The organism is Burkholderia sp. BCC1972 (genome assembly GCF_905339605.1).
GTDB lineage: Bacteria > Pseudomonadota > Gammaproteobacteria > Burkholderiales > Burkholderiaceae > Burkholderia.
This window is the reverse complement of the sequence record NZ_CAJPGH010000003.1, coordinates 377,641-391,678: the sequence shown is the minus strand read 5'-3', so window position 1 is coordinate 391,678 and position 14,038 is coordinate 377,641. Positions and strand designations below refer to the sequence as shown.

Sequence of the window (14,038 nt, the reverse complement as noted above, 5' to 3'; positions counted from 1 at the left end):
GTGATGTAATCGCGCCAAACTGCGGACCGCGGTACGACGCCGGAACGCGCGAATTCATTCTTCACGAGGTCGATTCATGTCCCCCGTCTCGGCATTCAAGCTGGTCCTGTTGTCATTCCTCGCGATCGTCGCGCTCGAATGCATCGCCAAGCGGCTGCGGCTGCCGCCCGCGGCCGCGCTGCTGATCGGCGGCATCGGCATCGCGTTCATTCCCGGCCTGCCGCCGATCAACCTCGATCCCGACCTGGTACTGCTGGTATTCCTGCCGCCGCTGCTGATGGACGGCGCGTACTTCTCCGTGTGGGAGGAGTTCAAGCGCAACGTCGGCGGCATCCTGATGCTCGCGATCGGCGCGGTCGTGTTCACGACGTTCGCGGTCGGCTTCGCCGTGCACTGGGTCGTGCCGGCGCTGCCGTGGGCCGCGTGCTTCGCGCTCGGCGCGATCGTGTCGCCGCCCGACGCGGTTGCCGCGAAAGCCGTGCTCGAACGCGTCGCGCTGCCGCGCCGGCTGATGGTGCTGCTCGAAGGCGAGAGCCTGCTGAACGACGCGGCCGGCCTCGTGCTGTTCCGCTTCGCGGTCGCGGCCGCGCTCACCGGTGCGTTCAGCCTCGAGCACGCGGTCGTGCGTTTCGCGGAACTCGGGCTCGGCGGCGTGGTGGTCGGCTTCGTGGTCGGCAGGCTCGTCGTGTGGTTCCTGAAGCTGCTCGACGACGACTATCTCGTGATCACGGTCGCGGTGATCACCGGCTGGATCGCGTACATCGCAGGCGAAATGGTCGAGGTGTCGGGCGTGATCGCGACGGTCACGGCCGGCATGATCGTCGGCTGGCATCAGCACGAGGTGTTCTCGGCTGCCGTGCGCACGCGCGGCACGGCGTTCTGGCAGGTCATCGTGTTCCTGCTCGAAGCGATGGTGTTCGTGCTGATCGGGCTGTCGCTGCGCGGCGCGATCCACCGGCTCGGCGGTTTCGAGCAGGTGCTCGCGACGATGGTGCCGCCGGTAGTCGCGGTGCTGGCGGCGGTGATCCTGTCGCGCTTCGTGTGGATCTACGCGGTCGAGGCGCTGAAGTGGCCGGTGCGCGGGTTCGCACGGCGCGGCGAAGCACCCGACTGGAAGGCCGCGACGATCATGAGCTGGGCCGGGATGCGCGGGGTCGTGACGCTGGCGATCGCGCTGTCGCTGCCCGAGGCGCTGCCCGGTCGCGACGTGATCCTGGTCGCGTCGTTCGCGGTGATCCTCGTCACCGTGCTGCTGCAGGGCACGACGATCGGGCCGCTGATCCGGCTGCTGCGCGTGCCGCAGCGCGAGGAGCGCGCCGCGCACCATCTGACCGAGCCGCAGACGTGGGCGCATGTCGAGGCTGCCCAGCTCGCGGCGATCCAGCCGCTCGTGCGCGACGAGAACGGCGTCGTGATCCACCCGCGCCTGCTCGAGCAGTACACGTATCGGGCGGAGTTGACCGAACGCGCGAAGAACGAACCCGAATACCCGGCGGAAGTGCGCACCGCGCACTACGACGTCGTGCTGGCCGCGATCCGGGCCGGGCGCGCGGAGCTGTTGCGCCTGCATCGGTCGGGGCGCATCCACGACGAGATGCTGCATACGCTCGAACGCGATCTCGACCTGCAGGAAGTGTCCGCGCAGCACGCGCGCGGGTAAGCCGGCGCGACCCGCCATCGCACGGGCCGGCGTCCTGCCTGCGCCGCCGAACCGCGCGCCGGCCGATCCTGGCCGGCCGCGCGTCTTTTGCACCTGTCTACCGGCCGATGTGGCGTATCGGCATCCGGCCCTCAATACGTCCGGCAAACAGCCTTGCAGCCCATGCAATCCTTATGGGACCGGTCTCGCAAACGTTATCGTCTTTCGAATCCGGAAATGATCCGATTTATCTGATTCCGTCTCTTTCGGCATATTTGGCAAAACTAAACCGGAAGGAGATAGATGCTGTGTTCTAATTTCATTTAGAATCAGCCGGTTATCTTTATTGAGAGAAAGAATGCGGAGGTAATGCGGTCGCCAATGGAGAAGGAATCGGTGTCCGAAGCCCCGCAAGGCAGTGCCGACAGGCCAAATCGGCGGAATCAGGCGGGTTTTTCAACCGCCAAAATAAGATAGTGTCCAAGTCGGATAAACAACTCCTATGAAAGAATCGATTGGAGATTCGGCGTTTGAAACTGTATTTATGAAAGAATCGAGCAGTGATAATGCCTCGGATTGTCTCGAATCGGGGTTATCGGTCCTCCTGGTCGACGATCAACCGTTCGTCGGCGAGGTGATCCGTCGCGCGCTGCGCAGCGAACACGACATCAACCTGCACGTGTGCACCGACGCGCACCGGGCGATGGCGGTCGCGCGCGACGTGAAGCCGACGGTGATCCTGCAGGACCTCGTGATGCCGGAGATCGACGGCCTCGATCTCGTCCGCGCGTGGCGCGCGGACGCCGGCACCGCACGCGTGCCGATCATCGTGCTGTCCGCGAAGGAGGAGCCGATCGTCAAGCGCGAGGCGTTCATTGCCGGCGCGAACGACTATCTGGTGAAGCTCCCCGACGCGATGGAGCTGACCGCGCGCATCCGCTATCACTCGAATTCGTACCTGATGTCCCGGCAGCGCGACGAGGCGCTCGATTTCCTGTCGCACGACATGCGTTCCCCGCAGACGTCGATCCTCGCGCTGCTCGACGTCTACCGCACCGAACACGGCGACATGCCGGCGATCATGGAGCGCATCGCCGGCCATGCGCGGCGCGCGCTTGCGCTCGCCGACGGTTTCATCCACCTGACCCGCGCGCAGTCCGAGCGCCGCGCGCACGAGGTCGTGAGTCTCAACGAGATCGTGCTCGATGCCGTCGACCAGCTGTGGGAGAAGGCGGCCGGGCTCGGCTGCCGGGTCGTCGCGCACGTGCCCGACACCGAGTGCGTGACGATGGGCGACCGCATGATGCTCACGCGCGCGGTCGCGAACCTGATCGACAACGGGCTGAAGTACGGCCCGGCCGGCACCGACGTGCACTGCACGCTGGGCAGCGAGGACGGCGCCTGGCTGATCGGCGTCGAGGATACCGGCGCCGGCATCGCACCGGAGCAACGCACGGCCGCGACCGAGTCGTTCGTGCAGCTCGAATCCGCACATGGCGCGGCGCGCGGCGGCTTCGGCCTCGGGCTCGCGTTCGTCCGCGCGACGGCGGCGCGGCACCGCGGCCGGATCCTGATGCGCAATACGGCGCGCGGCTTCATGGTCGCGCTTCGGCTGCCGGCGCAAGCGGAGCGGTGATGGTGCGGCGCGGCCTGCCGGCGCCGCGTCGTCCGCAGACCCCGATGCGCTCGCGGCGCGCCTTCCGGCGCGCAGGCGGGCGCGGATTTTTTCAACGCTGATTTTAGAAAGCCCATAACGAACATGGCCACCGTGACGCCCCGCGCGACCAATGAAAGCTTGCATCCGACGATCGGCGCCGCCCGGCTGACGCTCGGCAATCGCATCCTGCTCAGCTTCGGCGTGCTGTTCGTGCTGATGCTGGTGACAGCCGGCGTGTCGTACGAGCGACTGCGCGCGATCAATGCCGAAGCCGTCAGCATCGAGCGCGACTCGCTGCCCGGCGTCTACCTCGCGTCGTCGCTGCGCGCAGCGGTCAACGAAACGTTCGTCATGCTGCAGCAGGCGACCTTCGTCGAGACCGATCCCGACGCCGCGCAGCGCGATCTCGCGAAGATCGCGGACGCGACGAAGCAGGTCGAGTCGCTGTCGGTCGACTACCAGGCGTCGATCTTCCGCGACGACGACCGCGCGCGGTTTGCGACGTTCCGCGGCGCATACGATCGCTACCTGCCGCTGTTGACCGACGCGGTACAGAAGCACCACGGCTCGCGCGACGAAGCAATCGCCGCCTACGCGAAGGTGTTGCCGGGGTGGACCGAGGTCGTGCAGGACGCGAACATCATGGTCCAGGAGAACCGCAAGTTCGCCGACCAGTCCGCGAGGCTGATCCGCGAATCCGTGCAGGACACGGAAGTCGTGCTCGTCGGCGCGCTGACGATCATGCTGCTGTCCGCGCTCGGGCTCGGCTACCTGCTGTACCGTTCGGTCACCGTACCGATGGCGCGGCTCGTCGAGGTGCACGACGTGATGCGCACCGGCAACCTCACGCGCCGCCTCGACCTGCGCCGCCGCGACGAATTCGGCACGCTCGAGACGGGCTTCAACCGGATGGCCGACGAGCTGACCGAACTCGTCGCGCGTGCGCAGCAGTCGTCGCTGCAGGTGACGACGTCGGTAGCCGAGATCGCGGCGACCTCGCGCGAGCAGCAGGCGACCGCGAACGAAACCGCGGCGACGACGACCGAGATCGGCGCGACCTCGCGCGAGATCTTCGCGACGTCGCGCGACCTGCTGCGCACGATGAACGAGGTGGCCGGCGTGGCCGAGCAGTCGGCGACGCTCGCGGGCGTGAGCCAGAGCGGGCTCACGCGGATGGGCGAGACGATGCGCAGCGTGATGGACGCGGCCGGCTCGGTGAACGCGAAGCTCGCGATTCTCAACGAGAAGGCGCTGAACATCAACCAGGTGGTCGCGACGATCACCAAGGTGGCCGACCAGACCAACCTGCTGTCGCTGAACGCGGCGATCGAGGCCGAGAAGGCCGGCGAGTACGGCCGCGGCTTCGCGGTCGTCGCGACCGAGATCCGCCGCCTGGCCGACCAGACGGCCGTCGCGACCTACGACATCGAGCAGACGGTGAAGGAAATCCAGTCGGCCGTGTCGGCGGGCGTGATGGGAATGGACAAGTTCTCCGAGGAAGTGCGCCGCGGGATGCTCGACGTGCAGCAGGTCGGCGGGCAGCTGTCGCAGATCATCGCCGAGGTGCAGACGCTCGCGCCGCGCTTCCAGATGGTCAACGAAGGCATGCAGACGCAGGCGAACGGCGCCGAGCAGATCACGCAGGCGCTGTCGCAGCTGTCGGAGGCCGCGCAGCAGACGGCCGAGTCGCTGCGCCAGTCGTCGCAGGCGATCGACGACCTGACGCTGGTGGCGAACCAGTTGCGCACCAGCGTGTCGCGCTTCAAGGTCGACGCGTGACGCGCGCCGATCCGCAGAACGGCGCGCATGCGCTGTTCCTGATGTTCGAGCTCGACGGCGAGCGCTATGCGCTCGACGCGGCCGGCATCGACGAGGTGCTGCCGCTCGCGGACACGAAGGCCGTGCCCGGCGCACCCGACTGGATCGCCGGGCTGCTGATGCGCGGCGGCCAGCCGGTGCCGGTGATCGACGTGCCGATGCTGGCGCTCGGCCGGCGCGCGCATGCGCTGCGCTCGACGCGGCTCGTGATGGTCCGCTACCGCGCGGGCGACACGGGCGTCGAGCGCACGCTCGGCCTGATCGTCGAGCGTGCAACGCAGACCATGCGGATCGACCGCGCGGCGTTCCACGCAAGCGGCATCTCGACCGCGCGCACGCGCTGGCTCGGGCACGTCGCGGATACGCCTGACGGCGTCGTGCAGCAGGTGTCGGTGTCCGACCTGATCGACGATGTCGCGCGCCAGTATCTGTTCGACGGCCTGACGGGCCACGGGGGGGAATTCGCATGAAAGCGTCCGAATCGCGATTTCGCGGCTGGCTGTTGCGCGAGACCGGCATCGACGCCGATTCGCTCGGCAACGATTTCCTGACGCGGGCGCTGACGGAACGCGTGCATACGCTGCAGGCGGACGGCGAGCGCATGCCGTCGGCGGCGCGGCCGCCCGTCACGCAGGAAGCGCTCGACGCGTACTGGCAGCAGCTGAACGCATCGGCCGACGAGCGGCGCGCGCTGATCGAGCTGTTCGTCGTGCCCGAGACGTGGTTCTTCCGCGACCGCGAGGCGTTCGCGACGCTCGCGCGGCTCGCGACCGAGCGGCTTGCCGCGATGCCCGGCCGCGTGATCCGTGTGCTGAGCGCGCCGTGCTCGACGGGCGAGGAGCCGTATTCGGCGGCGATGGCGCTGCTCGACGCGGGCCTCGACCCGGCCAGTTTCGCGATCGATGCGATCGATCTCAGTGCGCGCGCGATCGAACAGGCGCGGCTCGGCTGTTACGGGCGCAACGCGTTTCGCGGGACGGCCACCGAGTTTCGGTCACGGTACTTCACGCCGGCGAGCGACGGCTGGCTGCTCGACGAGCGCGTGCGCGCATGCGTGCAGTTCCGTCACGCGAACCTCGTCGAACCGGCCGCGGATACGGGTATCCGCTACGATTTCGTGTTCTGCCGCAACGTGCTGATCTACTTCGACCGCGACGCGCAGGATCGCGTGATCCGCTCGCTCGACGCGCTGCTCGTCGACGACGGCATGCTGTTCGTCGGGCCGGCCGAAACGGGCGTCGCGATGCGGCACGGGATGCGCTCTGCGCGCGTGCCGCTGGCGTTCGCGTTTCATCGCGAACCGGCCGGCACGGCGATCGACGCGGGCGCGGCCCGGTCGGCGACGCCGCTGTCGGCGGCGGCGCCGTACCGGCATGCGGAGCGCCTCACGGTCGCGCCGCTCGCGGCGACGCGCCCGGTGCTGGCCGTCGCGCCGCCGGCCTGGCGTGGCGACGCGGGGCAGCCGATCGCGGTGCCGCCGCCGGCCGTGAACACGGCCGCCTTCGACGCACGGGCCGACCTGCCGGTCGCGACGGCCGACGCGGCCGCGCCGGTTGCCGAAGGCCTCGCGCCGACGCTCGAGGATGCGCAGGCGCTCGCGAACGCGGGCGCATTCGACGAGGCCGAGCGCGTGCTCGCGCAGTTCTCGGCGCGCGTCGGGCCGCATGCCGATGCGTTCTACCTGAACGGATTGATCGCGGATGCGCGCGGGCGCGCCGCGGAAGCGGGCGACTTCTACCGGAAGGCGCTGTACCTGCGACCCACGCACCACGAAGCGCTGACCCATCTCGCGACGCTGCTCGACGTCGGCGGCGATCGTGCGGGGGCGCAATGGCTGCTCGAGCGCGCACGGCGCTCGGCCGGCTGACACGAGGACGGGAACGGGACCGACACCGCGATGACCAGAGAAACTCATGAACCGCGCCGCCGCTGCCATTGACGACACGACGATCGACGTCGACGATTGCTGGAACCGGATCGGCACGCGCGGCGACCGCTCGTGCGAGCGGCTGAACGACTGCCTGCGCTGCCTGAACTGCCCGGTCTACGCGTCTCACGCGGCGAAGCTGCTCGAGCGTCCGCTCGACGCCGCCGAGCGGGCCGACGCGACGCGCCGGATCGGTGCGTTCGGCGCCAAGCACGCGGGCGGCGACGACGGCGACACGCACCATGCGGCGCTGGCGTTCCGCGTGGCCGACGAATGGCTCGCGCTGCCGATCGGCGTGCTGCGCGAGATCGCCGGCACGCGCCCGATTCATTCGCTGCCGCATCGCCGCAATTCGGCCGTGCGCGGTGTGGTCAACATTCGCGGCACGCTGCGCATCGCGATCTCGATCGGCGCGCTGCTCGGGCTCGATGCAGGCAAGGGCGGCAACCGCGATGGCGACGGCCGTTTCACGCGGCTGCTGGTCGCTGCGCACCAGGGCGAACCGGTCGTGTTCCCGGTCGACGAAGTCGAAGGCGTGCTGCGCTTCGGCGCATCCGACTGGGTGCCGGTGCCGGCGACCGTCGGGCGTGCGAGCGCCGGCCTGTCGCGCGGCGTGCTGTCGTGGCGCGGCAAGTCGGTGGGCCTGCTCGACGACGATCGGCTGTTCGACGCCGTGACACGGAGCATGCGATGAGCGGCGATGACGACCTGAGCCACCTGTCGCTGCTCGAGCTGTATCGCGAGGAGACGCGCACGCAGACCCAGGCGCTGTCCGAGCGGCTGCTCGCGCTCGAATCGGGCGAGCCCGACTCCGTCGCGCTCGAAGCCTGCATGCGCGCCGCGCATTCGCTGAAGGGCGCCGCGCGCATCGTCGGCGTGCCGCTCGGCGTCGACATCGCGGGGCGGATGGAGGAGTGCTTCGTCGCCGCGCAGGCCGGCACGATCTCGCTGACGGCCACGCACGTCGACGTGCTGCTCGCCGGCGTCGATTTGCTGGTGCGCGTCGGCGATCCGCAGGCGCAGCCCGTCACGCCGACCGAGATCGACGTGTTCGCGGCCGCGCTGACGGGCGCCGACGGCGCACAGACGATGCAGGCGCCTGTCGCGATGCCGCCGCCGGCGCCGCCGTCGGTCATGCCGTATCGCGACCACGACGGCGCCGCGAACGAGCCGGTCGGCGCGAGCGCCGCGGTGCCGCCGCTCGCCGTGTCGGGCGCGGTGCCCGATCCGGCGCAGGCCGGCCGCGTGGCCGGTGCCGGCGCGATGCGCCGCGTGCGTGCCGATACGCTGAACCGGCTGCTGAGCCTGTCGGGCGAATCGCTGGTCGAATCGCGCTGGCTCAAGCCGTTCGCCGAGTCGATGCTGCGCGTGAAGCGGGCGCAGCGCGACGCGGCCCGCTCGCTCGACCTGATGGTCGAACAGTTCGCCGATGAGCTCGACGCGGGCATGCTCGCGTCGATGAACGAAGTGCGGCACATGCTCAACGACCTGCAGCGCTCGCTGGCCGAGCGCATGGACGAATTCGACCGCTTCGAGCGGCGCAGCACGCATATCGCCGAGCAGCTGTACGACGAGGCGCTGCAGTGCCGGATGCGGCCGTTCGGCGACGCGACGCGCGCGTATCCGCGCATCGTCCGCGATCTCGCGCGCTCGCTCGGCAAGCAGGTGCGCTTCTCGATCGTCGGCGAGGGCACGCAGGTCGATCGCGACATCCTCGACCTGCTCGATGCGCCGCTCGGCCATCTGCTGCGCAACGCGATCGACCACGGCGTCGATTCGCCCGACGCGCGGCGCGCGCGCGGCAAGCCGGCCGAGGCCAGCGTGACGCTGGAGGCACGCCACAGCGCCGGCTCGCTGCTCGTCAGCGTGATCGACGACGGGCCGGGCGTCGACATGGACGCGCTGCGCGCGGCCGTCGTGCGCCAGCGCCTGACCGACGACGAGACCGCCGCGCGGCTGTCCGACCCCGAGCTGCTCGAATTCCTGCTGCTGCCGGGCTTCTCGATGCGCGATGCGGTGACCGACGTGTCGGGGCGCGGCGTCGGCCTCGACGCGGTGCAGGAGATGGTGCGCGGCGTGCGCGGTGCGGTGCGGATCTTCAACGAGCCGGGCGCGGGCATGCGCTTCGTGCTGCAGTTGCCGCTCACGCTGTCGGTGATCCGCAGCCTGCTCGTCGAAGTCGGCGGCGAGCCGTATGCGTTCCCGCTCGCGCACGTGCGCCGCACGCTCGAACTCGCGCACGCCGACATCGACGTGCTCGAAGGGCAGCCGCATTTTCCGTTCGACGGCCGGCGTGCGGGCCTGGTTGCCGCGCACCAGCTGCTCGACGCGGGCGAGCCCGACGCCGCGCGCACCAGCACGGCCGTCGTGGTCGTCGGCGCCGAGCCCGAGCTGTACGGCGTCGCGGTCGACCGCTTCCTCGGCGAGCGGATGCTCGTCGTGCAGCCGCTCGACAGCCGCCTGCACAAGATCCAGAACATCGCGGCCGGCGCGCTGCTCGAGAACGGCGACCCGGTACTGATCGTCGACGTCGAGGACCTGATCCGCTCGGTCGACAAGCTCGTGCGCGGCGGGCAGCTTGCGCGGCTCACGCGCGACCCGCAGCTCGCGCTCGCCGATCGCCGCCGCCGCGTGCTCGTCGTCGACGATTCGCTGACGGTGCGCGAGCTCGAACGGAAGCTGCTGGAAAAGCGCGGCTACGACGTGACCGTCGCGGTCGACGGGATGGACGGCTGGAACGCGGTGCGCAGCGACGTGTTCGATCTGGTCGTGACCGACGTCGACATGCCGCGCATGGACGGCATCGAACTCGTCACGCTGATCAAGGGCGACCCGATGCTCAAGCGCGTGCCGGTGATGATCGTGTCATACAAGGATCGCGACGAGGATCGCCGCCGCGGGCTCGATGCCGGCGCCGACTACTACCTCGCGAAAAGCAGCTTCCACGACGAGGCGCTGCTCGACGCCGTGCACGACCTGATCGGAGGCGCGCGCGGATGAACATCGGCATCGTCAACGACCTGCCGCTGGCCGTGGAGGCACTGCGCCGCGTGATCGCGCTGCGCGCGGACCACCGCGTGCTGTGGGTCGCGACCGACGGCGACGAGGCGGTGGATTTCTGCGTCGCCCATCCGCCCGACGTCGTGCTGATGGATCTCGTGATGCCGAAGGTCGACGGCGTTGCCGCGACGCGCCGGATCATGGCGCGCGCGCCGTGCGCGATCCTGATCGTGACGGCGAGCGTCAGTGCGAACACGTCGTCGGTGTACGAGGCGATGGGGGCCGGCGCGCTCGATGCGGTCGACACGCCGACACTCGCGCTCGGGCTGTCGGCCGACGGGTCGCCGCAGGCGCTGCTCGCGAAGATCGACCAGATCGGCCGGCTGCTGGAAAGCCGGACGGCGGCGCTCGTCCCGCCGGGGCCGGCGCCCGCGCGCGGCCAGCCGACGCTCGTCGCGATCGGTGCGTCGGCGGGCGGGCCGACCGCGCTCACCGCGCTGCTGCGCGCGCTGCCGGCCGATTTCCCGGCCGCGCTCGTGATCGTCCAGCACGTCGACCAGGCGTTTGCGTACGGAATGGCCGAGTGGCTCGACGGCTATACGCGGCTGCCGGTGCGCGTCGCGCGGCAGGGCAGCGTGCCGCAGGCCGGCGAGGTGCTGCTCGCGGCGACCAACGACCACCTTTACCTGTCGCCGCGCGGCGTGCTCGGCTATACGCGGCATCCGGTCGAGACGCCGTACCGGCCGTCGATCGACGTGTTCTTCAACAGCGTCGCGGACGGCTGGCAGGGCGACGCGCTCGGCGTGCTGCTGACGGGCATGGGGCGCGATGGTGCGCTCGGGCTGAAGGCGATGCGCGCGAAGGGCTGCTACACGATCGCGCAGGACGAGGCGACCAGCGCCGTTTACGGGATGCCGAAGGCGGCCGCGGCGATCGGCGCGGCGTCGGCGATCCTGCCGCTCGAGCGGATCGCGCCGCAACTGGTTTCGCGCATCACGCGCCCGCTGCGCGACTGACGGCGCGCAGCGGTTGCGTTGCCGGCGAGGCACGGCGTCGCTTACAATGGCGGCCTGCGGAGATGGCATGCCTCCCTGCGGTCGTTCCCGGCGCGTTGCGCGCGGTGCGGCCCTCAACCGCCGGTTTGCCCGGCTGATGATGCCTGCGTGTTCCTGGGTCGTCAGGAGGTCGCAGGCCGTCGATGCGGTATTCTGCCGCCCAGGTTTGGATGTTCCGTCGAATCTGGAAATCATGTTTTTCACGACTTCTGCCGATCTTCTCGCGACCGTGCGCTACGTGTGCCGCTGGCTCGCGCTCTCAGCCCTGCTCGGCGCGCTCGCCGGCACGGCTTCCGCGCTGTTCCTGATCGCGCTCGACTGGGCGACCGGCACGCGCATCGCGCATCCGTGGCTGCTGTGGGGGCTGCCGGCCGCCGGTTTTGCCACCGGCTGGATCTATCACCGTTTCGGCCAGTCGGTCGCGCGCGGCAACAACCTGCTGATCGACGAGATCCACGACCCGAAGGCGCTCGTGCCGAAGCGGATGGCGCCGCTCGTGCTCGTCGCGACCGTCGTCACGCACCTGTTCGGCGGCTCGGCCGGCCGCGAGGGCACGGCCGTGCAGATGGGCGGTGCGCTGGCCGATCGCATCACGCACGTGTTCCGCCTCGATCGCGAGCATCGCCGCGTGCTGCTGATGGGCGGCATCGCGGCCGGTTTCGCGTCGGTGTTCGGCACGCCGCTCGCGGGCGCCGTCTTCGGGCTCGAGGTGCTCGCGATCGGGCGCGTGCGGTACGACGCGCTGCTGACCTGCGTCGCGTCGGCGATCGTCGCGGACGTCGTGTGCCGCGCGTGGGGCGTGCATCACACGGCCTATGCGATTCCGCTCGTGCCGGCCGTGTCGGCGACGGGGCTGGCCGTGACGATCGTCGCGGGCGTCGCGTTCGGCGTCGTCGGGCGGCTGTTCGCGTTCGCGACGCATGCGCTGACCGCATGGTTCCGGCGCGTCGTCCGCCATGCGCCGCTGCAGCCGGTGCTCGGCGGCCTGCTCGTCGCGGCGGCCGCCACCGTGCTGAACGTGCCGCAGTATCTCGGCCTCGGCATCCCGACGATCGAAGCCGCGTTTCACGGTCCGCTGCCGCTGTACGATTTCGCGGGCAAGTTCGCGTTCACGGTCGTTACGCTCGCGTCGGGGTTCAAGGGCGGCGAAGTGACGCCGCTGTTCTACATCGGCGCGACGCTCGGCAACGCGCTCGGCCAGGTGCTGGCGCTGCCGGTGCCGGTTCTCGCCGGGCTCGGGTTCGTCGCGGTGTTCGCGGGCGCGGCCAACACGCCGATCGCGTCGACGATCATGGCGATCGAACTGTTCGGCGCGGACATCGGCGTGTACGCGATCGTCGCGTGTGTCGTCGCTTATCTGTTTTCGGGGCACGCGGGGATTTACCGCGCGCAGCGCGTGGCGGTGGGGAAGGGGACGCAGGCCGAGGTGGAATGAGGCGGGGGCGAACGTCCATCCCCATCGGCCGAGCGGTGTTTCCGTTCACTGCATGCCGGACATCAACCGAGAGACATTCGATGACGCTGGACGACTTTCTGACCGAAGCGAAGCGCCTTGCCAGGCCATGCCGCCTCTACCGCTTCGCGGACGACGGCGAACCCGTCACCGGCTACTGGCATGGGGTCGACGACGGCGCGTTGTGTATCTCCGTCGAGCGCGACGGAACCTGGCTGAACGTGTACCTCGACGAACACGGCACGGGCGGCCGCGCGGAGGCTTCCGCGCAACCCGTGCGCGCCGGCCGCCCGCTGTGCCGATCCGACGCGATGTCGCTTCCGCCAGTCGACGCGCTGTTCCGCTTCGGCTCCGCCGCGATCGGCGCGTACCTCGCTGCACACGGCTGGCAGCGCGACTGGGGATTCAACGGCAACTTCAAGGGCGCGGCCGCGCACGACTACGAGCGCGAGTGGATGGCGCAATGCCCGCTCTACACGGGCGGCGTGGTGGCCGTCGCGGGCGGGTGGAACATGCCATGGCCCGACGACGACTGGAATGAACTGACGGATCTCGAGTTCGTTCTCTGGACGTTCGAGGATTCGGAACCGTGGGTCGAGGTGTTTTTCGACGGCAGCCGGTACTCGGTGATCCAGCGGATCACCTAGCACGCGGGTAATCGGCCTTTACTGCTTCGGCAGCCGCGCGACATTGCGCGCCAGCAGTTCTTCGATATCGATGCCTTTTTCCGCCAGCAGCGCGGTGACGACGCCGTTCAATTCGCCGAGCGTTTCCTTGACCGATTCGCGGATCGTATCGACGACGACCTGGGTGCTGCGCTCGATCTCGATGTTGACCTGGTCGTTGACGCCCTTCGCATCGAACGTGGTCGCGCGGCGCGTTTCGGGAATCAGCCAGACGTCGAACCAGCCTTCGTCGCGATTGACGTCCGATACGGTGAGGCTGCAGCCGTTGATCGCGATGTAGCCTTTCGCGAACACATAGCGCTTGAACTCGGCCGGCACGCCGATGCGGATCATCCGGTTGTGCTCGGACGATGCGATGTGCAGGATGGTCCCCGGGAAATCGACGTGACCAGACAGCGGATGCCCGCCGATCTCCGCGCCGTCCTTCGCGGCCCGCTCGACGTTGACCCGCGCGCCGGTCGTGAGGTCGGCCAGCGTGGTGATCCGCAGGCTCGGCAACATGATGTCGAAGTCGATCAGCTCCGGCGAATGGATGGTCGTCACCGTCAGGCAGACGCCATCGACCGACACGCTGGCGCCGATCTCGATCTCGTCGGTGAAGCGCTCGGGGAATGCGATGCTGAACGTCCTCAGTTCGCCGTGATCCTTGATGGCGTTGATGGTGCCAACACCCTGAACAATGCCTGTAAACATGGTCTGCCTTTCGTCGCGAATTGCCTGGCCGACATGATAAGTGATCCCGGCGGCGGACACTTGCGCGGCGCGCGGTTCGGCGCCGCCGTGCACGTGTCGCGAGCAAAAAA

General features: G+C 69.3%; 11 protein-coding genes and 1 riboswitch. Of the genes, 10 read left to right on the top strand and 1 reads right to left on the bottom strand.

From position 1 onward, the window contains the following. Positions 1-76: 76 nt before the first annotated feature. The 10 genes from U5798_RS07420 (at position 77) to U5798_RS07375 (ending at position 13,196) form a co-directional block, all read left to right on the top strand. Positions 77-1,660: a Na+/H+ antiporter gene (locus U5798_RS07420; protein WP_124446344.1), complete on the top strand. Its 1,584-nt coding sequence runs from the start codon at positions 77-79 to the stop codon at positions 1,658-1,660. 481 nt (positions 1,661-2,141) lie between these two features. Then, positions 2,142-3,275 (top strand): hybrid sensor histidine kinase/response regulator, encoded by a 1,134-nt coding sequence (locus tag U5798_RS07415; RefSeq protein WP_124446348.1) that lies wholly within the window; start codon positions 2,142-2,144, stop codon positions 3,273-3,275. 123 nt (positions 3,276-3,398) lie between these two features. Beyond that, on the top strand, positions 3,399-5,075 hold the full coding sequence (locus U5798_RS07410) for a methyl-accepting chemotaxis protein (RefSeq protein WP_124446350.1): 1,677 nt from the start codon (positions 3,399-3,401) through the stop codon (positions 5,073-5,075). Then, positions 5,072-5,584, top strand: coding sequence for a chemotaxis protein CheW (locus U5798_RS07405; protein WP_124446352.1), 513 nt, complete (start codon positions 5,072-5,074; stop codon positions 5,582-5,584). Before U5798_RS07410 ends, U5798_RS07405 begins: the two co-directional genes overlap by 4 nt. Beyond that, a complete protein-coding gene (locus U5798_RS07400) occupies positions 5,581-6,981 on the top strand; it encodes a CheR family methyltransferase (RefSeq protein ID WP_322081670.1) in 1,401 nt (466 codons plus the stop codon). The genes U5798_RS07405 and U5798_RS07400 overlap by 4 nt, the downstream gene beginning before the upstream one ends. A 46-nt stretch (positions 6,982-7,027) precedes the next feature. Then, the gene (locus U5798_RS07395) at positions 7,028-7,735 is read left to right on the top strand and encodes a chemotaxis protein CheW (protein ID WP_124446356.1); all 708 of its coding nucleotides are present in this window, start codon (positions 7,028-7,030) and stop codon (positions 7,733-7,735) included. After that, a complete protein-coding gene (locus tag U5798_RS07390; RefSeq protein ID WP_124446358.1) occupies positions 7,732-10,041 on the top strand; it encodes a hybrid sensor histidine kinase/response regulator in 2,310 nt (769 codons plus the stop codon). The genes U5798_RS07395 and U5798_RS07390 overlap by 4 nt, the downstream gene beginning before the upstream one ends. Beyond that, entirely contained in the window at positions 10,038-11,057 is a 1,020-nt protein-coding gene (locus tag U5798_RS07385; RefSeq protein ID WP_124446360.1) for a chemotaxis response regulator protein-glutamate methylesterase, read from the top strand. Before U5798_RS07390 ends, U5798_RS07385 begins: the two co-directional genes overlap by 4 nt. 49 nt (positions 11,058-11,106) lie before the next feature. Continuing rightward, positions 11,107-11,210, top strand: a riboswitch (Fluoride riboswitch). 79 nt (positions 11,211-11,289) lie between these two features. Next, positions 11,290-12,531: a voltage-gated chloride channel family protein gene (locus U5798_RS07380; protein ID WP_322081669.1), complete on the top strand. Its 1,242-nt coding sequence runs from the start codon at positions 11,290-11,292 to the stop codon at positions 12,529-12,531. A gap of 80 nt (positions 12,532-12,611) precedes the next feature. Further along, complete coding sequence (locus U5798_RS07375) at positions 12,612-13,196, top strand: hypothetical protein (RefSeq protein WP_322081668.1); 585 nt, start codon at positions 12,612-12,614, stop codon at positions 13,194-13,196. An 18-nt stretch (positions 13,197-13,214) separates the two neighbouring features. Here U5798_RS07375 and U5798_RS07370 read toward each other — a convergent pair whose 3' ends face one another. Further along, the gene (locus U5798_RS07370; RefSeq protein ID WP_322081667.1) at positions 13,215-13,928 is read right to left on the bottom strand and encodes a riboflavin synthase subunit alpha; all 714 of its coding nucleotides are present in this window, start codon (positions 13,926-13,928) and stop codon (positions 13,215-13,217) included. Between the last annotated feature and the right edge of the window lie 110 nt (positions 13,929-14,038).